Source organism: Micromonospora sp. NPDC005174 (assembly GCF_040608495.1).
Taxonomy (GTDB): domain Bacteria; phylum Actinomycetota; class Actinomycetes; order Mycobacteriales; family Micromonosporaceae; genus Micromonospora.
Window position 1 is genome coordinate 50,059 of record NZ_JBEXIJ010000014.1, and the last position, 24,304, is coordinate 74,362.

Below are 24,304 nucleotides of genomic sequence, written 5' to 3' on the forward strand. Positions count from 1 at the left end.
GCATCGAACTTAAAGGGAGAAATTGTCGAATAAGGTGGGATTCGGCCTCAACCACCCTGCCGCGTGCCCTCCACCCCGCCTCGCGCCCACGCCGTGACCGGTCGCCGGCACATCCCCGTGGCGGGCCGCTCGTTGGTGCGACGAGGGCGGACGGAGGCGGGCGATGTCGACGAGACATGGTGCGGATCTCCTGCGCCCTCCCGACAGCGCGGGCCGCGCCACGTTCCTGGAGCTCTTCTTCGACCTGGCCTTCGTGGTGGCTCTCACGCGGGTCTCGCAGCGCTTCGTCGAGCTGAACGGCGACGCCGGGTGGGCGCTCGTCACCGGGCTCGGTCGTACCCTGCTGCTGTTCCTGGCGCTGTGGCTGATCTGGTCGCACACCACCTGGATCACCAGCCGCTACGAGCCGGAGCGGTCGGTCATCCAGGCCGTCGTGGTCGGCACGATGTTCGCCGGCCTGGTCATGGCGGTGACGCTGCCGCGCGCCATGGAAGAGCGGGCCGTGCCGTTCGTGGTCGCGTACCTGCTGGTGATGGTGGTGCGGCCGATGGTGATCGCGGCCGCGCTGCGGGGCCATCCGAGGCGGCTGGTCGCGTTCCGGCTCTCCGCGTGGGCCGTGCTGAGCGCGCCGATCTGGCTGGTCGGCGCGTTCGGCCCGGAGCGGCTGCGCCTGCCGCTGTGGGCTGTCGCCCTCGGCGTCGACTACCTCGCCTGGTTCCTGGGGTGGCCGCTTCCGCGGCTGGGGGCCGCGGCGGTGGCGCACTGGCGGATCGCCGGCACGCATCTCGCCGACCGCTACCAGCAGATGTTCCTCATCGCGCTCGGGGAGTCGATCCTGGTGATCGGCGTGGTGTTCAGCGGCCGGTACTACTCCCCGGAGCGGGCCGCCGCCTTCACTGTCGCGTTCGTCACCAGCGCCCTGATCTGGCGGATCTACTTCCACCGCGCCGGTCTGCTGCTGACGGAGGCACTGGGGCGGGCGGACCAGCCGGCGAGCCTGGGCAGGGTGTCGGAGCGGACGCACCTGCTGATCGTGCTCAGCGTGCTCCTCACCTCGGTCGGCTACGAACTGGTGATCGACGATCCGTTCGGCGAGCCACGGCCGGCGTGGCTCCTGTTCGTGGTGGGTGGTCCGGCGCTCTTCCTCGTCGGGCGGCTGCGGTTGGAGTACGAGGTGTTCGGCCGATTCTCCCGTTCGCGGACGATCGGACTCGTGGTCCTGCTGCTGGTCGCGCCGGCGTTGACCCGGTTGCCGCCGATGGTCGGCCTGTGTGTGGTGGCCGGTGTGCTGACCCTGGTCGCGGTGCTCGACGCGTGGGGCAGTCGCAATGACGCGCCGGAGGCCCCCGCCCCGCCGATCGGACGCAAGCTGCCCGGCCGACCCGACCTCGAGGCGTGAGCGGGACCGCGGGGAAGTGGGCGACGCGAAGGCGGGCGGTCGCGTCGACCGCCCGCCCGGTGTTTCGTCAGCTCAGATCGAAGGTGACGTCGTCGACGTCGAAGGCCGTGACGCCGTTGCCGGCCATCTCGCTGCCCAGGAAGCTGACCGTCGCGGTGCGCTCGGCCGCCGCCGTTCCGCTCGACATGCTGTACTGCCGCCACTGGGCGCCGCCGTCGAAGGCCAGCGAGAACCTCGTCTTCGGAGGTATGCCGGTGACCGCCAGCCCGACGTTCAGGTAGTCGCCGCGGGTGGTCTCCGTGGTGGTGGTCCGGACCCAGAAGCGGACCGTCAGATTGCAGTCGGCCGGCACGGTGACGGTCGTGCGCAGCAGGTCGGTACGCGTCACGTCCAGCCCGGCGAAGGTGGCGTACGCGCGGCCGGTGTGTGCGGGCCGGGTCTCGTCGCCGAGCACGACGACGCGGGGGCCGGCGGTCCAGCCGGTGGCACCACGCTCGAACGAAGGGTTCGGGTGGATCTGCCCGGCGCAGGGCGTGTCCGGTGCCGGTGGTGCGGATGAGGCGGGTGACGCGGCACCCGTGACCAGGAGCAGTAGGGCCGCGGCGGTGGTGGCGAAGGTCTTCATCGGTCCTCCCCGTAACGAATTGAAGGCTGCCGATATCTGACCATCCGCGATGGAAGCCGGTGCGTCAAGCCATTCCCGGGCCCCGGTGCTACCTGCCTTCGTCAGCGGCCGATCCACGCGGGCCGAGCTGGCTGATGTCGTACCCCTGGGGGTAGGTCCTGGCCTTGATGCCGTCGGCGAACAGTGGTGTGGTCCGCGGTGCGCCGAACCACCGTTGACACCGCGCGCGCGACCGCAACGCCAGTCGCAGGCCGGCCCGGACCGGCCACACCGGCGCGTCGACCCGCGTCGCGCGCCGCAGGGGTTCGTCGTACATGGCGCTGACCAGGGCGTTGCCCAGCGGCGCGAGCGTCCGGGGGAGGCGAGCGAGCATCAGCATGCGGGTGGCCCGCTCGATGGCCACCGCGTCGTCGTTCGGCAGCAGGTGGGCGGCGTCGTGGGCGTCGAACCAGGTCTCGAACTCGTCGTACGACCCGGGGATGTCGGTGATGCCCATCCGTCGGCCGAGTTCCCGGTAGAACAGGTACGTGGCCTGTCGCTCGTGGCAGCAGGGTGGACGCCAGCCGTACTCGCGCAGCCAGCGCGTCGGGATCACGACGAGGCAGCCCAGGACGTAGCGGAAGTCGTCGTTGCCGATGTCGTACGGACGGTGGATCTGGTTGACGCGCCGTAGCGCGTCGCGGCCCCGGGGCTCGTCGAAGCCGTTGAGGACCATCTCGTACATCAGCAGGCCGGTGTCGTCGATGCGCTTCTGGGTGCGGTCGGTCAGCTCGCCGGTGGTGGTGTGCACGGCGGCGATGGCCGGGACGGAGAAGGACCTGTTGAACGCCAGGTTGAGGCCCAGCTTCATGTCCCAGGGGAACTCGTAGCGCAGCATGGTCTGGTAGATGTCGAGGTAGTCGCGCTGCGGGTCCAGCGTGCGGACCCGCTTCAGTTTGTCGTAGCGGCCCTTCATCGGCGGGCGTCTCCTGCCGTCGGGTGCGGGATGGCCTCGGCGAGCGTCCGGGCCACCACCGGCGATCGGGCATAGGCGTCGGTGACGAGCGTTAGCCACGCCACCTCACCGGCATAGCCACCGTCCGGGCGGTGCAGTTCGTCGGCGGGCTGCGGGGTCGCGGCGACGATGCCGGCGTGGTGCCGCCGCAGCGCGCACGCCAGGTGTGCGGCCTCGACCGCCGCCTGCCGCTCCGCCGCGCTCAGACCGGCCCCTTCGGCCAACCGCTCGGCCAGCGCGGTCACCCCGATATCGGTGTACGGGCGCAGGGCCAGGCGGCCGTCGCGGATCTCGGCGACCCGGCGCGTGAGCGCGTAGTCGGTGTCGCGGATGGCCGCGAACCGGCGTCGCAGGGTGGGGTCGAGTTCCAGCTCGGGAAGGGCCGCGACGAGGTCCCGCCAGAGGGGTTCGAGCCGTCGGTGGGAGTGGAAGTCCTCCCACCGCTGGCCGATCTTGAGGGTCGGCCCCCAGGCCGGCATGGTGAGGCCGATCGTGATGAGCAACGCGCCGATGGTCACCAGCACCGCCGCGATCTGACGCTCGCCGGTGGGCCGGTAGCCGGCCCAGTAGGCGACCAGGTAGACGATCTTGTTGGTGCTGTAGAGGAGCGCGAAGGCGGCGCCGACGGCGGTGATGCGCAGGCCCCGGCGCAGCCAGGGGCGTCCGCAGATCTTCGCGAAGCCCCAGCACAGCCGGGTGATGTCGAAGCAGTAGGCGAAGAACCCGAGGAGCAGGAAGATCAGCAGGTACGCGGTCACGACGGGGTCGGTCGCGTACTCGACGGTCAGGAGCACCGGCTCGTCGTACGTGAGGGTGTGGGCGAACAGGCCGAGCATGACCAGGAATGCGCACGCGGTGACCCAGACCCAGCGGCGTGCCCGCACGGCTGCCGTCGCCGGGGGGAGCGCGAAGTGCAGCAGCATGATCTCGGCATTGGCCGAGATGGTCAGCGCGCCGGCGTGCGACATGACCTTGGCGAGGTTGGGCAGGCCCGACACGTCGTCGATCGCGGCGGCGACGGGCGGGATGGCGACGGTGATACCGGCGGCGAACGCCCCGAGGCCCGCGCAGATCGCGCGACGGGCCCGGCTGGGATGCCGACGTTGCAGCCGCACCATGTACGCGAGCGCGACCCAGCCGGACGCCGCGCACACGGCGTAGAGGACGGTGTCCATCCCCGCGCTACCAGTGGGGGTGTTCGAGTGAGTGCCGCAGCCGGCCGTACAGCTCGGCGTTCTGCCCGTCGACCGGCGGCTCGTCCGCGTCCGCGCGACCACCGCGAATGCGCCGCAGGAGCAGTGACCCGATCATCTCGGCTTCGCGTTCCTCGGCCGCGGCGTAGTTGCTGCGGCCGAGACTGCGCCGCACGAGCTGCGGGTCGAGGTCCGGCAGCAGCAGCCGGGAGGCGTCGGCGTCGAGCACCTCGGTCGCCTGGTGGCCGGCGAGCAGGTGACCCAACTCGTGACCGATGATCAGCAGTTGGTGCAGCGGCGAGGTGTCCTGCTCGTAGAAGATCGCGTCGAAGTCGTTCGTCGGCACGCACATCCCGCAGACGGAGTGCGCCGGCAGCTTGATCGGCACCAGGTGAATGGGCCGACCACGCCGCTCGCCGAGGATGTCGCACAGCGTGCGGATGTCGAACGGGTCCGGCATCTCCAGCTCGGCCACGATGCGCTCGCACCGTCTGCGTAGGCGATGCAACGTCACGTCGGCGTTCCCCCACTCGTCGGTGTGCTCCCACCGAAGGATCTGCACGGCCATCGGCTATCGGCCATCGCCGGGTGCGGCGGTGGTCGTGTCGGTGCCCTCGGCCACGGCCCGCAGCCGGGCCACCATCTGCTCGACGAGCCGCGTGTCGGTCGCGGAGAGGCCGTTGTCGGCGAGCACCTGCCGCAGCGCCACCCGCTTGACGTCCATCCGACGCAGCTCACTGAGCAGCGTGATCTGGTCCTGGATGCGTCGTGCGGCCGCGTCGTCCACGAAGTAGCCCGAGTTGACACCGAAGGCGGTGGCCAGGGCGCGCACGTGCGAGGTGCGGGGATCGCTGGCCACGCCACGGCGCAGCTCGCCGATGTAGGCCGCGCTGATCGTCACGCCCGTCTCGGCCGCCGCTTCGTTGATCTTGTCGGCGATCTCCCGGTTGGTGTACCTGCGACCAGGCTCGTCGGAGTCGCCGAGTTCGTCAGGCGTCGGACGGATGTTGTCGAACAGGTACTCCAGCCGTGCTGCCAACGTGTCGAGGGGCGGCAACTCCCGCTCCGCACGCCGAACGTCCACCATGCTTCTCACCCTCCGGCGACCTGAACGACAGTGTCGCAGATGTGCCCGGCGACGAAACAGACGTTGACACCCGTACCGAACGTGAGCGTAAGCTCGCTCCTGTTTGGAGCAACGTGTGTTGAGTTGGAACGCGTTCTTGCTCAACGCTTGTTGCGCGGCGGGTCCTGTGGGACGCGTCCAAACGAACCTGGGGGGGCCAGCGGGGAGGAATCCGCTCCGCAAGGAGCACAACGGGGGATTCCTCCCACTGCCAGTCCGGTCCGTCGCGGCAGGTGCCGCTTCGCGCCGGCTGTCATCCGCGAACTAGAGGCGCGTCCGCAGTCGGGCGACGGGCTGTCGACGAGCGAGATCGACGACGACCAGTCGACCCTCCGGCTCCCACATCGCGAGGGTGCCGGCGTGCTCGCGTACACCGACGATGTCGACGGCGGGTGGAAACACGACACGGAGGTCGCGGTCGGCGATCTCCACGGTGCTGGCGGTCCGGCTGTCGATACGCAGCGCGGACGTTCCACCGCTGGTCAGCACCTTCGGCGGTGTGTCCAGGGTCAGCGCCGTCGCGCCGTGCCCGACGACCTGGTGGGTGCCGCCCTGCTCGTCCCGGGCCGTCGTCACCAGGGTCGAGGACGCGAGAACCGCGACGCCGGTGAGGCCGTCGAGGTCGACCGCGCGGCGGCTGCGCAGCATCAGCGACGGCAGGTCCCAGCGCCACACCTCGGTGGTGACAGCGCCGAGACCCTGCTGACCGGTGATCCGGACCACGGCGGCGAGGCTGGTGGGGCTGCGCGCGATGTCGAGGACCGCGCTGCTCGCGTCGAGTTCGCGCCAGGCGATACGGGGGGCGTCGGAGGTCAGCTCGACGAAGGCGAGGCCGTCGTCGTCCACCACCGGGAGCAGCGTGCCGTCGAAACTCGGCAGGACCCGCCGCGCCGAGACGGCGATCGGTGGCCGCAGTCGCCGTGTGCTCAGGTCCAGGCCACGGATCTCGCAGGTGGCACCGCGCTGCGCGACGACGAGGACACTGCCGCCGTGATCGGCGACGACGAGCTGGTGTGCGGGCGTGTCCCAGCGGGCGCGGACCCGGCCGTCCAGGCCGACCAGGCGTACCCCGAACTCGCCGTGGGCGGTCAGGATGACCCGGCCCGACAGCAGGACCGCGTCCTGGATCGGCAGTTGGCCGGCCTCGTCGGGTGCCAGGATGTCGACCCGGACGCCCCGACCGGGCGTACGCCCGGCCGGCAACGGTGGCAGGTCGGCTGCCGCGAGTCGGTCCGCCCGCTGCCGCAGCCGGCCCGCGATCCGCCTGCGCTCGCCGCCGTCGTCAGCCGGGTCGTCCGCGCAGTCGCGGACCAGGAGACGGAGCGCAGCGGTGCAGAGTTGGCGGTCGCGTGCCGCGTCGGCGCACCTCAGCTCGGCCAACGCCGCCAGGAAACCGCGCTGCGCCGCTGCCAACTCCGGATCACGACCGTCGAGCAGCGCGATCGCGGCGGCGACGGTGTCGGTGTTCGGACGCCACGTGACGAGGTGCGCGAACAGGTACCCCGACGGGTGTCCACCGAGCGCCATGCCGGCCTGGATGTTCGTCACCACGAGCGCGCGCAGCCCCTCGTCGGGCCAGGCCGCCTCGACGGCGCCGATGTGATCGTCGGCGGCCTGCCGTGCGCGTACCCACTCGATGCGCAACTGCCGGGCCGCCGCGACGTCGACGCCTGCCAGTCGCTCGACGGCCCCGGCGAAGGCGCCCCGGGTCCGCGCCACCTGGAGCGCGTGGTCGCGTTCGCCGGCCCGCCACCACAGCCGTACCGCCAGGTCCGGGTCGAGATCACGTCCCTCGGCGAGTGCCGCGGCGAGCCGATACCTGCGGTTGCGCTCCAGCAGCGAGACCGCCTCGACCGGTACGTCGAGCAGGTCCGCGAGGACGAACGCCGACTCCTCGACCCGCCCGGCGCGGTCCAGCTCCGAGACCGCCTGCCGGTAGAGCGTCCGCAGGTGCCGTACGGCGTCGGGGCCGAGCGGGACCGCCGTCCCACCCGTGCGGTGCGGCTGCGGCACCAGTTCGCCGGTGCGGGGTCGCGGCAGCCGGAGTGTCGGGCGTCCACCGGAGCCGCCCACCCCGATCGCCCCGCGCAGGGCGGTGTCCCAGTCCCGACGCGCGAACGCGGTGCTGAGCCGTCGCACGTAGCGATGCTGCGCGTCCGCCGCCAACCGGGCGGCGCGGCTGGCCAGCACGAGTCGCGCCAGCAGTCCGTGCCACCAGCCACCCGACGAGACGCCGCGGCCGGTCGGCGGCGCAGCGGCGCCCGCCGTGCCGGCGCGGCCCGAGGCGGTCGCCCCGCTCACGCCGTAGAGCAGGGCCGTCCCGGCACCGATGATCACCATCCGCAGCGGTGCCGCGACGAGCGCGGCGACCCCGAACACGGCGACGGCCGCGCCGATCGCGACCACCTTCGCGACGACGGTGTCCGGCACGCGGCGTCGACGGCGCGGTCGGGCGGACGCGGCCAGCAACCGGCGGGTACGCCGCGGAGCCGGGGCGACAGCGGCCAGCGCGCGCAGGTCGGGCGTCGGTGGCGGCGGTTGCCAGGGCGCGGGTGCCGTCGCCGCGACAACCTGCCGGTCCAGCGCCGCGAGCGGCTCGACCCGCAGGGCGGTCAGGTCGACCCAGGAATTCCGGTCGACGAGCGCCAGCGCGTTCCGGTTGAACCGGCTCGTCGTTCCCGCGCGCGGCACCAGCACGTCCCCGGGCTCGGCGTCGTCGACGGGAGTGCCGTGCGGGTGCAGGACGCCGCCGGTGTCGACGAGGACGAGGCCGGGGGCCAGTTCCGCGCGGACGTCGACCGGCTGGTCGAACGCCACCAGCCACCCGCTGCCGGGCACCTCGAACAGCGCGGCGCCGGGCTGCCAGGCATCCACGACCCGCCGGCGCGCCTCGTCCGCACCGAGGAGGCGTACGTCGACCAGCAGGGCGCGGGCGGGAAGCCGGCCGCGGAACGCGCTCATCCGGCGCTCCGCAGCGCGCACAGCACGTCGTTCGTGGCGAGGTCGGCGATCTCGATCAGCCCGTCCGGGCGCGGCACGGCCAACCACGGCCGGCTCGGATGCAGGGCCGGCGCGCCGGTTCCCCCCGACCAACGGGTGAGGGTCTGGGTCCTGGCCGGCGAGACGAGACGGACGATCAACCCGCCGCCGGACAGGGTCACCAACTGTGGACCGTCGACGTCGACAATGCCGAGGACCGTGGCGTCCCGCGCGACGTCCACGTCGCCGACGAGACCGGACGCGCCGTGGACGCGCCAGGTGGTGGCGTCCAGCGACCAGGCGGTCCGCGCTCCGACGCCGAGGACGACCCGGGCGGTGGCCGGGATCGGCGTCACCGCGGTGCGGTCGGTGACCTCGATGTGGTCGCCGGCGCGCCAGGCCATGCGGGGCACGTCCATCTGGGTGCCCGGGGCGACCGTCACGTACGACGGCAGGCGGTCAGTGCCCTTCGTGGACAAACTCCACCAGTCTCCGCCGAGCTCGCACAGCAGATGGCCACCCTGGAAGTACAGCGGCGACAGCGCGCCCTGGGCGGCCGTCTCGACCTCCGCTGCCGACAGGCCGACCGCGTCCAGTGGCACCGCCAGGTCCTCCAGGCGGCCCAGCGGCTTGCCGATCACGACCGCCCGTAACGTCTCGTCGACGCTGGTCAGGACCACGAGGCGGCGACCCAGCCAGGCGGCGGCCAACGCCGGACCGGGCAGGTGATGACGTCGTGGTCGCCCGGTCGGCACCCGGACCGAGACCATTTCGGCGGGACGGTCGCCGCGGGTGAGCAGGTACGGATCCGCGCTCGGGAACACGGGTGCCCGCAGCGGACCGCCAGCTGCGCGGGCACCGGCGGAGGCAGCGCGGAAACCGGCGCCGCGCAGCACCCGCAACGCCACCTCGCCGCCTGGCAGCGGGAGGTCGAGACGCCGTTCGCCCACGACGACCCGTACGCTGCGCGCCCCCTCGTCACTCCAGTCCTGCTCGTGGCTCGCCAGCACCCGGCTCCGGTCACCGAGCTGGCTGGCCAGGTGCGGCCCGGTCAGCAGCCACACCTGATCGGCCGCGTCCAGCTGTTCCGTCCACTCCCGTACCGTCGGCGGGGTCGGCTCGACAGCTCTGCGGGCGGCCAGCCAGCCGGCGAGCTGCCCGCCCAGGTCACCCTCGCGCCAGTCGCCGGGTCGGTCACCCAGCACGCCCAGCACCAACGAGCGCCCCTGGCTTGCGGCCCGCCGGTGCAGCACGACGAGCGCGGCGAGCTGGACGAGTCGCGCGGCCCCCAGCTGCTCCGGACCGGTGTCGACGAGGACGACCACCCGTCCCCGCACCGCGGCCGAGCGGGTTGCCGGCGCGAGGTACAGCAGCTCCCCGCCGGCGGCGCGGCGGACGAACTCGTCCGGCAGCTCCCGCATCAGCAGCAGCTGCGACGGAAGCAGGCGCTCGATGACGCCACTGGTCGCCAGACCGGAGTACCCGTCCGGCTGGCCGTCCCCGGCCGAGCCGTCCTCGGCCGAGGGGAACAGGCTGTCGATCTGTCGGACCAGCGGACCCAGGGCGAGGGCCACGTCGCTGGTCAGGGCGGACAGCGCCGGCGCCCAGGGGGCCAGCGACGCCGGGAGGGCCGGATGTCCGGTCATGTCGGCGTCAACCGCGCGGGGTCGAGCGGTTCCCGTGGCAGCGGCCCGGCCAGGACCAGGCCGGGCAGCAGCGCGATCAACCCGGACGGCTGGGCGGTACGGCGACGCAACGGCTCGCGCAACAGATCGACGCACGGCCAGGGCTCGGCGAGCGTCGGGACCAGCACGCCGTCGTCCCAGCCGAGGTAGACCGCTCCGTCGGCCCACGGCAGGTCCGTCCGATCGCCGAGCACGACCAACCAGCTCTGGTCACGACCGGCGCACGCGCGCAGGCGAGCGCCGGCGGTCACCCGCAGCAGCGTGTCCGCGCGCAACCCGTCCACCACGGCGCCGGACGCGGCCACGGCCGCGGCCGGGAGCGGGACGTCGCGTCGTCGCCACCGTAGGGACAGCGCCTGTGCGCTCATGCGTGAATCGCGGCGACCAGGAGGCCACGGACGTCCCGGAGTGCCTGCGGGGCGTCGGCCAGCACGAACCCGGCGTCGATCTCCCGTAGCGTCGCCTCGACGCGCAGCCGCTCGTCGTGCCCCGGCGGCCCGGTGCCCACCTCGTCGAGCAGCCGCCGGCCCGCCTCGACCAGCCGGGCCGCGCGGGCCTGCTGACCCCGGGCGAACTCCTCCGCCGCGTACACCAGGCTGCCGTTCCGTCCCGACTCCACCAGGTCCGCGAGCACGTCCCGGGCGGCGGCCTGGGCGTCGAGGGTCGGCGCGATCAGCGGGAGCACCCAGAGGTCGTCGGCGGAGGCCGTGGTGCGGCCGTCCAGCGCCGCCGCCGCGGACACCAGACGCTGCGAACGCACCGCCCGGCGGTCGCTCAGCGGTACGCCCGCCTGGCGCATCCGGCGGATCGCGGCGGCCAGCGGGCCGCGTACCGCGCCGAGATCACACGTGCGGGCCGCCTCCGACAGGCGATCCACCGTCGGCAGCAGCGCGCCCGCCGTTGGCGCCGGTCGGGAACCCGCGCCCCACCCCACCTCCAGCAGCTCGTCGAGCCGCCCGTCCGCGACCGGGGTGACGAAGACGCGCGCCAGGAAGCGGTCGGCGAACGCGGCGAGGGCCGGGTCGTCGGGCAGGGTGTTGGCGGCACCCACACACACCCGCAGTGGGCACGAGAGGCGCGTCGATCCGCGCCGGAACACCCGTTCGTTCAGAATCCCCAACAGGGTGTTGAGGACCGCCGTCGAACCGAGGAAGACCTCGTCGAGGAACGCCACCTCGGCCTCGGGCAGCATGCCTGCGGTCTCGAACTCCACCAGCCCCTCACGCAGCCGGCGCAGGTCCACCGGGCCGAAGATCTCACTCGGCTCGGTGAACCGTCCGAGCAGGTACTCGAAGTACCGGCCGCCGAGCTGGTCGGCCGTCCGGCGGACGGCCTCGGACTTGGCGGTGCCCGGCGCGCCGATGACGAGCACGTGCTCGCCGGCGACCGCGCACAGCACGACCACCTCGGCGACCACCTCCCGGTCGACGAGACCGGTTCGTGCCCGTGCGATGGCGTCCCGGAGGAGGGCGGCGTCCGTCGACAGGGTGACCGGCTGCGTGGAGATCATCTGCACCGGCGAAGTCTACGGACACCGCCCCGTCCGCCGCGTCCCGCTAACGTCCGGCCAGGGGCCGCGTCAGTACGGGTACCCCGGGATGTTGAGCCGCACGCTGTACAGGCCGGAGTCGCCCCACGGACCCGAGGTGATGTAGAGGGTCTGCCGGTCCGGCCCGCCGAAGGCCACGTTCGTCGTGCCGGAGAAGCCGGGCCGGATCGTGCCGAGCTGGGTGCCCGTGGGGGAGTAGACGTGGACCAGGGAGTCCGCGCCGGAGGTCCAGTACACGTTGCCGGCGCAGTCGATCGTGCCGCCGTCCGGGCCACCGATGTAGTTCACGAAGACGCTGCGCGCGCCGGTGCTGCCGTCGGGCTGGACGGCGTACTTGTAGATCTTGTTCTCCGAGTAGGCGCCCACGTAGAGGGTGCTTCCGTCCGGTGAGAGCGAGATGCCGTTGGGCTGGCGCAGTTGGTCGTCCACCAGGGACACCTGCCCGTTGACGACACGGAAGACGCTGGTGCGCCCGTACATCTGGTCCGGGCGGTTGCCGCGCTGGAAGTTGGGGTCGGTGAAGTAGGTGACGCCGTCCGAGCGGACCGCGACGTCGTTGGGCGAGTTGAACGCCCGACCCTGGTAGTTCGCCGCGACGGTGCTGCGGCTCCGGTCGCTCAGCCGGTACGCGGAGACGTTGCGCTGGTCGTGGGTGGCCGCGACGAGCTGCTGGCCGTCGGCGCTGAGCGCCACACCGTTGCTGCCGGAGTTGGCGATGAACGTGTCGAAGGTCGACGGCGGGGTGAACCGGCGGATCGTGGACGGCTGGACGTTGTACGGCCCGGTCCCGCCGGCCATGTCGGAGAAGAGCAGGTAGCCGCCGTCGGCGACCCAGACGGGCCCTTCGAGGAAGGTGAATCCGCTCCGGATCTTCGTCGCCGTCAGGGAGCTGGACGGCAGCGGCGAGCCGGACCCGGCCCCGGTGAGGCAGGCTCCGGGCGGTGTGCCGGGCGGGCCGGCGAGCGCGGCGTGAGCGTTCACCTGGGCGGTGCCCGACATTCGGGCAGTCGCACCAGCGGGGACGGGCGCCGCGCTGACCGCGAGGCAGAGTCCGGCCAGGACGGAGATGGTGGTACGCCGGTTCATCGGATGCTCCAATCGGCGTCGACGGGTCGCGGGGACCCGGCCGACGGTGTCGAGAACGCGAGGCGGGCGCGGTGCGGCCCGTCCGGTTCGGCTATTCGAGGTGGAAGGTGGCGGAGCTGCGCTCGGCGGTCGAACTGACCGCCTCCAGGTAGAGCAGACCGTCGCGGTGGCGTACGTAGCGGCCCGGGTAGTTCTGTGACTCCAGCGAGAGTCCGGCGCTGTCGGCCAGGCCGGACCGGCGTTGGAAGCTCGCGTCGTTGGCGAAGATCGACGAACCGTCGTTCGGCGCGATGGACAGGGCGAAGCCGTAGTGGCGCAGGTAGTAGCCCGGGTAGTTGGTCGACTCCAACGACACGCTTCCGCCGCCGGCCAGGCCGTTGACGATGCGGAACTGGGAGTCGGCGAGGTTGGTGACGTTCGCCTCGACCCGTGCCCGGTAGTCGTAGTGCCGGATGTAGCTGGTGGTCAGGTCGTGCGACCGCAGCCGCACCGGGGTGGCCCCGTCGGGCACCGGGATGCCGAAGTTGGGGGTGCCGTCGGCGTTCCAGTAGACCTTCTGGAGTCTGGTGCGCCGGTTGGGGTCGTTCAGGGGGTCGCCGCTGATGTCGCGGTAGTTGCGGTCGTGGTAGACGAGGATGTCGCTCTGCCCGTCCTCGGAGACGGTGAACGAGTTGTGGCCGGGGCCGTACTGGCCGGTGGCGGCGTTGGTGGCGAAGACGGGGTTGGGGCTCTTGCTCCAGGACGCCGGGTCGAGCAGGTTCGCGGTGGCGGAGGCGCTCATCATCCCGAGGCAGTAGTTGGCGTCCGTGGCGCTGGCCGAGTAGGTCAGGAAGAGACGACCATTGCGCTGGATCACCGCCGGCCCCTCGGCGACCCGGTAGCCGCGGGTCTCCCAGGCGTACGTCGGTACGACGAGCCGGGCCACGGTGCCCGTGATCTGCCACGGGTTGGCGCCCATCCGGGCGAGGTAGACGTTCGAGTTGTTGGAGATGCCCGGCTCCTGCTGCGCCCAGGTCAGGTAGCGCACCCCGTTGGCGACGAAGGTCGAGGCGTCCAGGCTGAAGGTGTCCCAGGGTGTCGTGATCCGGCCGCGTTCGGTCCACGAGCCGGTGAGCGGGTTCGCGTTGGCGTTCTCCAGCACGTACATCCGGATGCGCCACACGTCGTCGGTCCGGCCGGCGGCGAAGTAGACGTACCAGCGGTCGTTGATGAAGTGGATCTCCGGGGCCCAGATGTGCGCGCCCATCTCTCCGCTGGTGTGCCGGTTCCAGATCGTCGTCTCCGCCGCCGTCGACAGCCCCTGCAGGGTGGTCGCACGGCGCAGGACGATCCGGTCGTACTGCGGCACGGTCGCGGTCATGTAGTAGTAGCCGTCGGTGTGGCGGAAGATGTGGGGATCGGCCCGCTGGTTGACCAGCGGGTTGGTGTAGTTCACGGCGGGCGCGGCCTGCGCGGGCCCGGCCATGGGCAGCCCGGCCGACACGGCGAGGAGCACCAGCATCGCGGCCAGGACGGACCGTCGGCGGACGCCGGGACCGGTACGCCCCGGGCCGGCCGCTCGGCGGGCGACGGCAACGCTTCGGTCCGGTGGCAGCGACATCTGTCCTCCGTGAGCTGTGTGCACGGCGCTGGTCGACGCTGCTGCGACGGCCAACCCGCTGCGGTGCCCGCCGAAGGCAGGAACGCCCGTGGGCAGGGGTGTGTGACGGGTGTGTTGCGCCCAGGTAACGGCCTAAGTGTTGGCGCTAACATCGACGAGTGTCAAGATGTTCCGGTAGGCCGCGTGCCCGGCGCCGCGAGCCGCGGTGGCAGCTCGGCGTCGAGCGGTGGGGCCGGCCGAACCGAGGCCCCGGCACCCTGCCCCGGTCGCTTGGTAACGGATGTTTCACCATCGTGTGACGGGTATTCAGGCGCACCGGTGCGGCCGGTGGAACCAGTGTCACGAAGCGAGGGAGCGCCTGTCATGCCCGATTCGCAGCCCACCGTCGTCCTGGTGCACGGCGCGTTCGCCGAGTCGGCGAGCTGGAACGGCGTGATCGAGCGGCTGGGGTCCGCGTACGACGTCGTGGCCGTCGCCAACCCGCTGCGTGGCGTCGCCGGCGACGCCACGTACCTGCGGGACGTGATGCGGGGGATCGGCGGCCCGGTCGTCCTCGTCGGCCACTCGTACGGCGGCATGGTGATCACGCAGGCCGCGGCGGGCGACACGTCGGTGCGCGCCCTCGTCTACGTCAACGCGTTGTGCCCGGACACGGGTGAGTCGGCGCTCTCCCTGTCCGCGAAGTTCCCCGGCAGCACGCTCGCGGACACGCTCGTGCAGTACCCGGTGTCCACCGGCGGCAACGAGGTGGTGATCGGCCAGGACGCCTACCACGCCCAGTTCTGCGCCGACGCGTCGGACGACCTCGCCTCGTTGATGGCCCGCACCCAACGGCCGATCACCGAGCAGGCCCTGAGTGACGGTCTCACCGGAGAACCCGCCTGGCGGTCCCTGCCGAGTTGGTTCGTGTTCGGTGACGCCGACAAGAACATCCCGGTCGCCGTACACCGCTTCATGGCCGAGCGGGCCGCGCCGCGCGGGCAGCGCGAGGTGGCGGGCGGGTCGCACGCGATGGCGGCGGCCCGGCCGGGCGAGGTCGCCGAGACGATCATCGAAGCGGTCCGGGGCTGAGCGTCCGACCGGCGGCTCGACATGAGCGGAAAGCCGCCCGCGTAGCCTGCTGAGCGTGGGGGACTGGGAGCTTCGGCCGGCGCTGACGGCGGACGTCGAGGCGGTTGCCGAGTTGCGGTCCGTGGTGCTGCGCGCGGATCTGGAACGGCTCGGACGGTACGACGAGCAGCGGGTTCGGCAGCGACTGCGGGACGGGTTCTCGCCGGCGCACACCTGGCTGATCGAGATGGGCGGCGCGTTCGCGGGCTGCGTCTCCCTGCGGCCGGCCGAGGACGCCCACTGGCTGGAGCACTTCTACCTCGCGCCCCACCTGCAGGGTAATGGCGTCGGCGCGGCGGTGCTGCGCTCGCTGCTGGCGCGGTGTGACCGCGACGGCGTCCGAGTCCGGTTGAACGTGCTGCGCGGCAGCCCGGCCCGGCGGCTGTACGAGCGGCACGGGTTCACCCTCGAAGCCGAGGACCCGGTCGACGTGTTCATGGTGCGCGAGCCGATTCGCGCCGCGCCGGTCGGCTGATCAAGCGACCCGTCCGGTCGTCTCCCGGTACGCCGCGGCGATCCCCGCCAGACCGCGGCCCAGCTCCGGGCCGCGTACCCCGGCGTAGCCCAGGACCAGGGCCGGCGGCCGGTGATCCGGTCGCAGGGCGTAGGAGCGGCCACCGCGCACCAGCACCGAGCGCCGCCGGGCCGCGTGCACCAGCGCCTCCTCCGCGCATCGCTCCGGCAGCAGCAGGTACGCCTGGAGTCCGCTGGTCGCGCCGTAGAGGGTGACGTCGGGCAGGTGCGCGGTGACGAAGTCCCGGACCGTCTGGCGACGTTTCTGTACGTCCGCGCCGAGTCGGCGCAGGTGCCGGTCGAAGGCGCCGGTGTCGATCAGCCGGGCCAGGGCGAGCTGCTCCAGGCCGGAGCAGCCGATGTCCCAGCTGGCCCGGACCCGCTCGACCGGCGCGGTCAGGTCGGCCGGGGTGGCCAGCCAGCCGAGGCGCAGCGCCGGCGTGAGGACCTTGCTGGCGCTGCCGGCGTAGACCACCCGGTCCGGTGCGAGGCTCTGCAGGGCGGGCATCCGCTGTGCCGGCGCGACGAGGGCGGCGTCGAAGTCGTCCTCGATGACGTAGCCGTCCACCTCCTTCGCCCAGGCGGTGAGCTGCGCCCGCCGCTCCGCGCTGAGCGTGACTCCGGTCGGGAACTGGCTGGCCGGGGTGACCAGCACGGCGCGTACCCCGCTGCCTGCCAGCGCGTCCACCCGGAGGCCGTCGCGGTCCACCGGGATGCCCACCGGACGCAGTCCGGCCCCGGCGATGAACTCCCACTCGCCCGGGTGCCCCGGGTCCTCCACCCCGAGCGTGTCGTGGCCACGGTCCCGCAGCACCCGGCAGAGCAGCGCGAGGCCCTGCGCGAAGCCCGAGGTGACCATGACGCGGTCGGGTCGGGTCCGCACCCCGCGTACGCGACCGAGGTAACCGGCGAGGGTGTGCCGGACAACGGCAAGGCCGGACGGCGGGGCGTACGCCAGCTCGCGACGGCCCGCCGAGGTGACCACCGCGCTGACCGCCCGGATCCAGTCCTGGCGGGGGAACGTCGACGCGTGCGGGCTGCCGGTGCGCAGGTCGCAGACCGCCGGTGTGGGCGCGTGGTCGTCCGGGGTGAGCGCCGAGCCGACCTCGGCGCGTGCCGTCGCCGCCACGGAGGTGCCCGAGCCGTGTTGGGAGACGAGGTACCCCTCGGCGCAGAGCTGTTCGTACGCCTCGACGACCACACTCCGGGACACCCCGAGGTCGGCGGCGAGCTGCCGGCTCGACGGGACGCGGGTGCCGGGACGGAGCACACCCTCCTCGATCTGGGTCCGAAATGCGTTACGGAGCTGCACCGACAGTGTTCCGTGCGATTGACCATCTATTGACAGGCTTAGATTGAAGGACAAGTGGTCCGCTCCGCGATCGCCGAAGTGGTATGGACAGCGTGATCCGTGCCTGTGGAAAGTGTTGGTCGGGTACGCAGCCGCCCGGTGACCGGCGAATCAGGGCGTACGTTCCGAGCGTGTCCAATGCGGACGCCTCCGCTGCCGGCATCGAGGCGTCCGTGCGAGTCCTTTCGCCTGGGGGAAGGGTCCGACCTGCCGTGTCGTCGGCGGGGTAAGCGCCAACGGCGGCGCGGAATCGGGCTGTTCAGAGGGGGTTCCGCAAGTGTCCCTATTGTCAGCCGAACGCGCCACGTGGTCGATCTGGTCACATTCTTCGAGCGGTGCGCATACACCATTGGCGAACTCGATAGAGGTGGAAGTGACATCTGTCACACTGCCATCGATCGATCCGTTGTCGCTCTACGAGGCACTCACCGAAAGCCTTTCCCGCGACGATCTGTATCTGTTCGAAAGTCTGGACGGTCCTGCTCAGGACCGGTATGCCGCAGCCGTCGGCTGGGGCCTTCTCGCCGAGGTGCGATTCATCGCCGACCGCCTGGAGCTGACCGCCGACGGTCCGCTCGGCGACGCCCTGGCCGCCGTGCTCACCGCCATCCTGGGCGAGCCGGTCCGGCAGTCCGCCGCGCGGCGGGTCTGGCCGGTCCCCGGCCCGCCGGAGGTGTGGGCCGCCGTCCGGGCGGTACAGCGGGCGTTCGCCGTGCGCACGACCGTCCCCACCGACAGCTTCGCGTTCGGTTTCCTCACCACCCTGGCGTACGAGGCGGCGCGGGACATGGACGACCTCGGGGTCGACCGGGTGGTCGACGACATCCCCCGGTGCACCCTCGCGCTGTTCCGGCACACCGTCTGGTGGGATCTGCGCGCCGGCACGGTGCGGCAGCTCCGCGCCAGCGGCCCGCACCTGCCACCGGACGACGCCCGGCTGCCGGAGCTGCCCGAGCGGCTGGCCGCTGACCACCCGCACGTGCCGGCCGCCCCGCCACCGAGCCTGATCCGGGACACCGTCGACGAGGAGATGTTCGCCGCCCGGGTGAAGCAGTGCCTGCGGCACATCGAGGTCGGGGACAGCTACCAGATCCAGATCGGCCACCGGATCGACGTGCAGACCACGCTCACGCCGCTGGAGGTCTACCAACGGTTGCGCCACCGCAACCCGTCGCCCTACATGTACCTGACCCCGTGGGCCGGCCGGACCGTCATCGGGGCGAGCCCGGAGCTGTTCCTGCGCATCGAGCAGGGCCGGCTCTCGATGCGTCCGATCGCCGGCACCGCGCCCCGGGCCGCCGACCCGCAGGCCGACCGTCGGCGGGTGGCCGAACTGGCGGCGAGCGAGAAGGAGCGGGCCGAGCACGTCATGCTCGTCGACCTGTGCCGCAACGACATCGGCCGCGTCTGCGTGCCGGGGACGCTCAGCGTGGACGCCATGTTCGACGTCGAGCCGTTCGCGTACGTGCACCACCTGGTCTCGACCGTCTCGGGGCAGCTCGCCGACGACGCCGACGTGTGGGCCGCGATCTGCGCCACGTTCCCGGCCGGCACGATGACCGGCGCGCCGAAGCTGCGGGCCATGGAGATCATTGACGGCCTGGAGGACGAGCCCCGAGGCGTCTACGCCGGCGCGGTCGGGCTTGTCGACGTCCGCGGGTACGCGGTGCTCGCCCTCTGCATCCGCACCGCCGTGCACGACGACGGGCACTACCGCACCCAGGCCTCCGCCGGCGTCGTGGCCGACTCCACGCCGGGCGACGAGTGGCGCGAGACGCTGGCCAAGATGAGCGCCACCTACTGGGCCCTGACCGGTTCGGAGCTGCTGCCGTGAGGGTCCTGCTCGTCGACGCGTACGACAGCTTCACCCACATCATCGACCAGTACCTGCGGACCCTCGGCGCGCGGACCGTGGTGGTCCGCTCCCGGACGCGGACCAGTGACCAGCTCGCGGCCCTGCGGCCCGACGCGGTGGTGCTCGGCCCCGGGCCGGGCCATCCGGCCGAGTCCGGGCACGTCGAGCTGGTGCACGCCTTCGCCGGCCTGGTCCCGCTGCTCGGGGTCTGCCTGGGCCACCAGGCGATCGGTCTCGCCTACGGCGGGACGGTCGCGGTCGCCCGGCACCTGATGCACGGCAAGACCAGCGTGGTCACCCACGACGGTCAGGGGATCTTCGAGGACGCGCCCGCCCCGCTCACCGTCACCCGCTACCACTCGCTCATCGTCGCCGACCCGGCCCCACCGGCCCTGCGGGTCACCGCCCGGTCGTCCGACGACGGCTACGTGATGGGCGTACGGCACCGGACGCTCGCGGTGCAGGGGGTGCAGTTCCACCCGGAGAGCGTGCTCACCGAGGCTGGGCTGCGGCTGTTCGACAACTTCCTGCGGCACGCCTCCGCGGCCGTGGACCGGCCACCCGGATTGGACTCACCGGATCACCCCGGATTGGCCACAACCGGTGGTCGTTCCGCTGCGTACGGTCGGGCGGACAATCGGACCCGACCCTCACGAGGATCACGATGACCCAGCTCAGCGACGGTGCGGCCACTCTCACCGTCCGCATCGACGACCGGGTGCTGACCGCGGTGCCCGACTACGTGCTCGGCGTGCTCGCCCTGCCGGTGGTCGAGGTCGCGCCGGCACCTCCCACCGTGTCGGCGCTGCTGACCGCCTCCGAGGACGCGCTGCACGCCGCCGGCCTGGACAAGGCCGGCGTGGCCGAGCTGCCGGGCATCGCGGCGTGGCGGGAGGCGTACCGGGCGGTGGGTGTCAACCCGAACCGGTTCCCGTGCGCCGCCGAGTCGATCGCACGGAGGGTGGCCAAGGGTGACCGGCTGCCCCGGATCAACGCCCTGGTCGACCTCTGCAACGCGGTGTCGCTCGGCGCGGCGCTGCCGGTGGCCTCGTGCGCGGTCGACGGTGTCACCGACCTCGTCGTGCGGCCGGCCGACGGCACCGAGACCTACCTGCCACTGGGCGCTCCCGATGCGCCCGAGCACCCCGAACCGGGCGAGGTCGTCTATGCCGACGCCGACGGGCGTGCCCACTCGCGGCGCTGGAACTGGCGGCAGGGTCACCTGGTCCGCACCGACCTGGGCCGGCACGCGCTGCTGCTCACCGTCGAGTCGGCCCACCCCGGCGGACGCGCGGAGGTGACGCAGGCGTTGGCCCGGCTCGGTGGCGTCCTCGACGAGATGACCGTCGGCGAACGGCAGGAGGCGGTGCTCGACCGCGACGCGACGAGCGCCGTCCTGCGTACCGCGGGACCGCTGAGCCCCGCGGGCAGCAACAATCGGAGCCGGCCGTGACCGGCGCGATCCTGGTGATCTACCGCCCGGCGGCCGGTCGGTACGCGGCCCAGTTCCGCGCCGTGGTCACCGCCGCCGCCGAGCGGGGTGTGGCCGCCGTCGCGCTGCTGCCGACCGGGCAGCCGTCCGCCGACGTCGCCGGGCTGCCCTGCTACCACGCCGACCTCGACGACCGCGAGGCCGTTCGATCGGTCGTCGCGACGATCGTCGCCGCCCACCCGGTGCGGCGCATCTTCCCGCTCTTCGAGGGTGACGTGCTCACCGCCGCCTACTGCCGGCGTGACCACGGCATCGACGGGCTCGACCCGGAGGGTGCGCTGACCTTCCGGGACAAGAACGTCATGCACCGGCGGGCCACCGAGTTGGGCGTGCCGGTGGCGCGCTCGTGCCGCCCCGAGACGGTGGGGGCGGTCGCCGAGTTCGCCGCCGAGGTGGGTTGGCCGGTGGTCGTGAAGCCGTACGCCGGCTGGGCCTGCGGCGACACCCACCGGGTGGACTCCGCCGAGGACCTGGCCCGGGTGTGGCCGCTGATCGCCGACGACCGGCACGACTACCGCGTGGAGGAGTACGTCCGCGGGGCCGAGTACCACGTCGACTCGCTGCTGCGCGACGGCGAGGTGGTCTTCGAACAGCTCTCCCGTTACACGTACTCGGTGCTCGAGTTCCGCGACGAGCCCGGCGGCACGGTCTCCCGCAAGCACGACCTGACCACGGCGGAGCGGCACATCCTGACCGCCAGCGCGACAGTGCTGCGCGGCTTCGGGATGCGTACGGGCGTGGCGCACGTCGAGTTCTTCCTCCGCGACGACGGCGAGGTGATCTTCGGCGAGGCGGCTGCCCGGGCCGGCGGCGGCTCGATCGTCCCGGCCATCGAGGCCGGGCGCGGGATCAACCTCGCGGGGGAGTGGTGCCGCCTCGAACTCGACCCGGAGCACGTGCCCGCCGCCGCTCTGGGGCCGGAGATCGGCACCGAGTACCTGTGCTCCGACCGGTACGGCCGGATCACCGCGATCACGTCGGCGCAGGAGCTGCGGGCGCTCGACGCGGTGCGCGACGCGGACGTGTGGAAGAGCGTCGGTGACGTGCTCGCCGTGCCGACCGCCTCCAACGACGTGCTCGGCTGGTACGTCTGCGAGGGCCGGGACTTCGACGACGTCCGCGCCCGGTTCAAGGTCATCCGGGACTCCTTCGAGGTACGCACCGAGCCGGTGGGGGAGTCCTCATGTGGCTGACCCGGTTCCGCGCCCTGCCGCGCCCGCTGCGGATGCTGGTCTACGCGTCCTTCATCAACCGGGCCGGCATGTTCGTCTTCCCACTGCTGGCGGTCTACCTGGTGCAGAGCCGGCACCTCAGCACCGGCGAGGCGGGCGTGCTGATCTCCGTCGGCAGCACCGGTCTGCTCGCCGGCAGCCTGCTCAGCGGCCCGGTCTGCGCCCGGGCCGGGCGCCGCGCCGCGCTGGTGGCGAGCCTGCTGCTCAACGCCGCCGGCTATCTGGGCCTGGCTCTGGTCGACGGTCCCACCTGGACGTACGCGGTGCTGCTCTTCGTCGCGCTGGTCGGGATGGGCATGTTCTCCCCGGCGGCGAACACGCTGATCGCCGACCTGACCGAGCCGGGTGAGCGGCCCTTCGCGTACACGGTCAGCTACCTCGCGAACAACCTCGGCATGGGGGTCGGGCCGCTGCTCGGCGGGTTCGCGGCGGCCCTGTCGTACGAGCTGATGTTCGCCGGCAACATCCTGCTCGGTCTGCTCGCGGCGGCCACCATCTGGCTCTTCGTACCCGCCGACACCCGGCGCGCCCCCACGGCCGCGCCGGCCGTCACCACCCGGTGGGCCGGGCTGCGGCGGGACGTCGACGTGGCGCTGCTCGTGCTGGTCTCGTTCTGCTACGTCGCCCCGCTGATCGGCCTGGAATACACGTTGCCCCTCGCGGTCACCACCGTGCTGCACTCGTCGGTGGCGGTGGTCGGCGCGGTCTACACCATCAACAGCGTCGTCGTGGTCAGCGCCAGCCTGCTGATCGAGAAGCGGATGAAGGCGTACTCCACCCGGGTCCTGCTGATGGTGGCCGGCCTGCTCTGGTCGGCCGGCATGGCCGTCCTGGTGTTCGCCTTCTCGCTGCCCGCGGTCCTGCTCTCCACTGTGGTCTGGACCCTCGGGGAGATCATCGCCTCGGTGGTGGTGCCCACCTACATCGCCGATCACGTGCAGGAGCGCCGGGTCAGCAGCTTCATGGCTTTGAACGCCTTCGTGCTCAGCTCCGCCCGGTTGGTCGTGCCGATGGGTCTCGGCTTCGTCTGGCAGACCCAGGGGCACCGACCGGTCCTTCTGATACTCCTGCTGACCCCGGTGGTCGGCGTGGTCGCGTTCGCGGCGCTGCGAATCCGACCGGCCGTCCGGCCCGTGCCGACGTCCGTCGAACCGGCCACCGCCAGTCCCTGACACCCACCCCTCATCGGAAGAGGCCATGACCACGTCGAAGTTCGTGCTGCCCGAGAGTGACATCCCGACGACCTGGTACAACGTGGTTCCCGACCTGCCCAAGGGCCTGCCCCCGATGCTGCACCCCGGCACCCGGGAACCCCTCACCCCGGCGGACCTCGCACCGCTCTTCGCCAGCGGCATGATCGAGCAGGAGTTCAGCACCGAACGGGACGTGGACATCCCCGGGCCGGTGCTCGACATCTACCGCCAGTGGCGGCCCAGCCCGCTCGTGCGCGCCCACCGCCTGGAGCGGGCCCTCGACACCCCGGCCCGGATCTACTTCAAGTACGAGGGGGTCAGCCCGTCCGGCAGCCACAAGCCGAACACCGCCGTGCCGCAGGCGTACTACAGCAAGCTCGACGGCGTGCAGCGGCTGACCACGGAGACCGGCGCCGGCCAGTGGGGCAGTTCGCTCTCGATGGCCTGCACGTACTTCGGCCTCGACTGCGAGGTCTTCATGGTGCGGGTCAGCTACGACCAGAAGCCGTACCGGCGCGGGCTGATGGAGACGTTCGGCGCGTCGGTCACGGCGAGCCCGAGCGATCGCACCGAGGCGGGCCGGGCGGCCCTCGCCGCCGACCCCGACTCCACCGGCAGCCTCGGGTTGGCCATCTCCGAGGCGGTGGAGGCGGCGATGCTCAGCGGCGGCACCGCCAAGTACGCCCTCGGCTCGGTGCTCAACCTGGTGCTGATGCACCAGACGATCATCGGCCAGGAGGCGCTGCTCCAGCTCGCCATGGCCGACGACTACCCGGACGTCGTCATCGGCGCGGCCGGCGGCGGTTCCAACTTCGCCGGGTTGGCCCTGCCGTTCCTGCGCCGGCAACTGGGCGGCGGCCCGGCGGTGCGGTTCGTCGCGGTCGAACCGGCCTCCTGCCCGTCGCTGACCAGGGGCACCTACGACTACGACTTCGGCGACACCGCCGGCCTCACTCCGCTGACCAAGATGCACACCCTGGGCCACGACTTCCGGCCACCGGCCATCCACGCCGGTGGCCTGCGCTACCACGGCATGGCCCCGATCATCAGCGCGCTGCGGGACATCGACCTCATCGAGGCGCGAGCGGTGCCACAGAGCGCCTGCTTCGAGGCCGGTGTGCTGTTCGCCCGCAGCGAGGGCATCGTGCCGGCGCCGGAGTCCACCCACGCCGTCCGGGTCGCGGTGGACGAGGCCCTGCACTGCCGGGAGACCGGCGAGTCCAAGGCGATCGTCTTCTCCCTCTCCGGGCACGGCCACTTCGACATGCAGGCCTACATCGACTACTTCGCCGGAAAGCTGACGGACTGATCTCGCTGGGGGT

The 24,304-nt window shown here is 72.2% G+C and carries 20 protein-coding genes and 1 pseudogene; 9 read left to right on the forward strand and 12 right to left on the reverse strand.

What is annotated here, in order from left to right; all coding sequences use genetic code 11:
• The first annotated feature begins 163 nt into the window (after nt 1–163).
• A complete protein-coding gene (locus ABZU91_RS17210; protein ID WP_355240831.1) occupies nt 164–1,399 on the forward strand; it encodes a low temperature requirement protein A in 1,236 nt (411 codons plus the stop codon).
• A gap of 67 nt (nt 1,400–1,466) precedes the next feature.
• Here the strand turns inward: ABZU91_RS17210 and ABZU91_RS17215 are convergent, their stop codons facing one another.
• The 11 genes from ABZU91_RS17215 to ABZU91_RS17265 form a co-directional block, all read right to left on the reverse strand.
• On the reverse strand, nt 1,467–2,024 hold the full coding sequence (locus tag ABZU91_RS17215; protein ID WP_355240834.1) for a hypothetical protein: 558 nt from the start codon (nt 2,022–2,024) through the stop codon (nt 1,467–1,469).
• Between the two features lie 88 nt (nt 2,025–2,112).
• On the reverse strand, nt 2,113–2,979 hold the full coding sequence (locus ABZU91_RS17220; RefSeq protein WP_355240837.1) for an oxygenase MpaB family protein: 867 nt from the start codon (nt 2,977–2,979) through the stop codon (nt 2,113–2,115).
• Entirely contained in the window at nt 2,976–4,193 is a 1,218-nt protein-coding gene (locus tag ABZU91_RS17225; RefSeq protein WP_355240840.1) for an MAB_1171c family putative transporter, read from the reverse strand. Before ABZU91_RS17225 ends, ABZU91_RS17220 begins: the two co-directional genes overlap by 4 nt.
• A gap of 7 nt (nt 4,194–4,200) precedes the next feature.
• Nucleotides 4,201–4,773: a hypothetical protein gene (locus ABZU91_RS17230; RefSeq protein ID WP_355240843.1), complete on the reverse strand. Its 573-nt coding sequence runs from the start codon at nt 4,771–4,773 to the stop codon at nt 4,201–4,203.
• Nucleotides 4,774–4,782: 9 nt separating this feature from the next.
• The gene (locus ABZU91_RS17235; protein WP_355240846.1) at nt 4,783–5,298 is read right to left on the reverse strand and encodes a hypothetical protein; all 516 of its coding nucleotides are present in this window, start codon (nt 5,296–5,298) and stop codon (nt 4,783–4,785) included.
• A gap of 303 nt (nt 5,299–5,601) precedes the next feature.
• Nucleotides 5,602–8,298, reverse strand: coding sequence for a bpX6 domain-containing protein (locus ABZU91_RS17240; RefSeq protein ID WP_355240848.1), 2,697 nt, complete (start codon nt 8,296–8,298; stop codon nt 5,602–5,604).
• Complete coding sequence (locus ABZU91_RS17245; RefSeq protein WP_355240851.1) at nt 8,295–9,962, reverse strand: hypothetical protein; 1,668 nt, start codon at nt 9,960–9,962, stop codon at nt 8,295–8,297. Before ABZU91_RS17245 ends, ABZU91_RS17240 begins: the two co-directional genes overlap by 4 nt.
• Nucleotides 9,959–10,369 (reverse strand): hypothetical protein, encoded by a 411-nt coding sequence (locus tag ABZU91_RS17250; protein ID WP_355240854.1) that lies wholly within the window; start codon nt 10,367–10,369, stop codon nt 9,959–9,961. The genes ABZU91_RS17245 and ABZU91_RS17250 overlap by 4 nt, the downstream gene beginning before the upstream one ends.
• Nucleotides 10,366–11,511, reverse strand: a complete 1,146-nt coding sequence (locus ABZU91_RS17255) for an AAA family ATPase (protein ID WP_355241104.1) — start codon at nt 11,509–11,511, stop codon at nt 10,366–10,368. Before ABZU91_RS17255 ends, ABZU91_RS17250 begins: the two co-directional genes overlap by 4 nt.
• 69 nt (nt 11,512–11,580) lie before the next feature.
• The gene (locus tag ABZU91_RS17260; protein ID WP_355240856.1) at nt 11,581–12,636 is read right to left on the reverse strand and encodes an SMP-30/gluconolactonase/LRE family protein; all 1,056 of its coding nucleotides are present in this window, start codon (nt 12,634–12,636) and stop codon (nt 11,581–11,583) included.
• A 91-nt stretch (nt 12,637–12,727) separates the two neighbouring features.
• The gene (locus tag ABZU91_RS17265; protein WP_355240859.1) at nt 12,728–14,236 is read right to left on the reverse strand and encodes a family 43 glycosylhydrolase; all 1,509 of its coding nucleotides are present in this window, start codon (nt 14,234–14,236) and stop codon (nt 12,728–12,730) included.
• Between the two features lie 363 nt (nt 14,237–14,599).
• Here ABZU91_RS17265 and ABZU91_RS17270 point away from each other — a divergent pair, with 363 nt between their 5' ends.
• Both ABZU91_RS17270 and ABZU91_RS17275 read left to right on the forward strand, forming a co-directional pair.
• The gene (locus ABZU91_RS17270; protein ID WP_355240862.1) at nt 14,600–15,307 is read left to right on the forward strand and encodes an alpha/beta hydrolase; all 708 of its coding nucleotides are present in this window, start codon (nt 14,600–14,602) and stop codon (nt 15,305–15,307) included.
• A 55-nt stretch (nt 15,308–15,362) separates the two neighbouring features.
• Nucleotides 15,363–15,821, forward strand: a complete 459-nt coding sequence (locus tag ABZU91_RS17275; RefSeq protein WP_355240865.1) for a GNAT family N-acetyltransferase — start codon at nt 15,363–15,365, stop codon at nt 15,819–15,821.
• Here the strand turns inward: ABZU91_RS17275 and ABZU91_RS17280 are convergent, their stop codons facing one another.
• Nucleotides 15,822–17,171: a PLP-dependent aminotransferase family protein gene (locus ABZU91_RS17280; protein ID WP_355240868.1), complete on the reverse strand. Its 1,350-nt coding sequence runs from the start codon at nt 17,169–17,171 to the stop codon at nt 15,822–15,824.
• 412 nt (nt 17,172–17,583) lie between these two features.
• Here ABZU91_RS17280 and ABZU91_RS17285 point away from each other — a divergent pair, with 412 nt between their 5' ends.
• From ABZU91_RS17285 to ABZU91_RS17310, 6 genes and pseudogenes are all read left to right on the forward strand, one after another.
• Nucleotides 17,584–19,044 (forward strand): anthranilate synthase component I family protein, encoded by a 1,461-nt coding sequence (locus ABZU91_RS17285; RefSeq protein ID WP_355240871.1) that lies wholly within the window; start codon nt 17,584–17,586, stop codon nt 19,042–19,044.
• Nucleotides 19,041–19,604 (forward strand): annotated as a pseudogene (locus tag ABZU91_RS17290) (aminodeoxychorismate/anthranilate synthase component II); the annotation flags it as partial. The gene ABZU91_RS17285 and the pseudogene ABZU91_RS17290, both read left to right, overlap by 4 nt.
• A gap of 125 nt (nt 19,605–19,729) precedes the next feature.
• Nucleotides 19,730–20,518: a phenylalanine--tRNA ligase beta subunit-related protein gene (locus ABZU91_RS17295; protein WP_355240874.1), complete on the forward strand. Its 789-nt coding sequence runs from the start codon at nt 19,730–19,732 to the stop codon at nt 20,516–20,518.
• Nucleotides 20,515–21,750 (forward strand): ATP-grasp domain-containing protein, encoded by a 1,236-nt coding sequence (locus ABZU91_RS17300; RefSeq protein WP_355240877.1) that lies wholly within the window; start codon nt 20,515–20,517, stop codon nt 21,748–21,750. The genes ABZU91_RS17295 and ABZU91_RS17300 overlap by 4 nt, the downstream gene beginning before the upstream one ends.
• A complete protein-coding gene (locus tag ABZU91_RS17305; RefSeq protein WP_355240880.1) occupies nt 21,741–22,961 on the forward strand; it encodes an MFS transporter in 1,221 nt (406 codons plus the stop codon). Before ABZU91_RS17300 ends, ABZU91_RS17305 begins: the two co-directional genes overlap by 10 nt.
• Nucleotides 22,962–22,986: 25 nt before the next feature.
• A complete protein-coding gene (locus tag ABZU91_RS17310) occupies nt 22,987–24,291 on the forward strand; it encodes a TrpB-like pyridoxal phosphate-dependent enzyme (RefSeq protein WP_355240883.1) in 1,305 nt (434 codons plus the stop codon).
• The last annotated feature ends 13 nt before the right edge of the window (nt 24,292–24,304 follow it).

What these genes read in the sequence shown, in the direction of transcription:
- ABZU91_RS17255 (WP_355241104.1), bottom strand. Translation starts at nt 11,511, where the DNA reads ATGATCTCCACGCAGCCGGTCACCCTGTCGACGGACGCCGCCCTCCTC.
- ABZU91_RS17310 (WP_355240883.1), top strand. Translation starts at nt 22,987, where the DNA reads ATGACCACGTCGAAGTTCGTGCTGCCCGAGAGTGACATCCCGACGACC.
- ABZU91_RS17245 (WP_355240851.1), bottom strand. Translation starts at nt 9,962, where the DNA reads ATGACCGGACATCCGGCCCTCCCGGCGTCGCTGGCCCCCTGGGCGCCG.
- ABZU91_RS17210 (WP_355240831.1), top strand. Translation starts at nt 164, where the DNA reads ATGTCGACGAGACATGGTGCGGATCTCCTGCGCCCTCCCGACAGCGCG.
- ABZU91_RS17225 (WP_355240840.1), bottom strand. Translation starts at nt 4,193, where the DNA reads ATGGACACCGTCCTCTACGCCGTGTGCGCGGCGTCCGGCTGGGTCGCG.
- ABZU91_RS17215 (WP_355240834.1), bottom strand. Translation starts at nt 2,024, where the DNA reads ATGAAGACCTTCGCCACCACCGCCGCGGCCCTACTGCTCCTGGTCACG.
- ABZU91_RS17295 (WP_355240874.1), top strand. Translation starts at nt 19,730, where the DNA reads ATGACCCAGCTCAGCGACGGTGCGGCCACTCTCACCGTCCGCATCGAC.
- ABZU91_RS17220 (WP_355240837.1), bottom strand. Translation starts at nt 2,979, where the DNA reads ATGAAGGGCCGCTACGACAAACTGAAGCGGGTCCGCACGCTGGACCCG.
- ABZU91_RS17260 (WP_355240856.1), bottom strand. Translation starts at nt 12,636, where the DNA reads ATGAACCGGCGTACCACCATCTCCGTCCTGGCCGGACTCTGCCTCGCG.
- ABZU91_RS17235 (WP_355240846.1), bottom strand. Translation starts at nt 5,298, where the DNA reads ATGGTGGACGTTCGGCGTGCGGAGCGGGAGTTGCCGCCCCTCGACACG.
- ABZU91_RS17305 (WP_355240880.1), top strand. Translation starts at nt 21,741, where the DNA reads ATGTGGCTGACCCGGTTCCGCGCCCTGCCGCGCCCGCTGCGGATGCTG.
- ABZU91_RS17250 (WP_355240854.1), bottom strand. Translation starts at nt 10,369, where the DNA reads ATGAGCGCACAGGCGCTGTCCCTACGGTGGCGACGACGCGACGTCCCG.
- ABZU91_RS17240 (WP_355240848.1), bottom strand. Translation starts at nt 8,298, where the DNA reads ATGAGCGCGTTCCGCGGCCGGCTTCCCGCCCGCGCCCTGCTGGTCGAC.
- ABZU91_RS17265 (WP_355240859.1), bottom strand. Translation starts at nt 14,236, where the DNA reads ATGTCGCTGCCACCGGACCGAAGCGTTGCCGTCGCCCGCCGAGCGGCC.
- ABZU91_RS17270 (WP_355240862.1), top strand. Translation starts at nt 14,600, where the DNA reads ATGCCCGATTCGCAGCCCACCGTCGTCCTGGTGCACGGCGCGTTCGCC.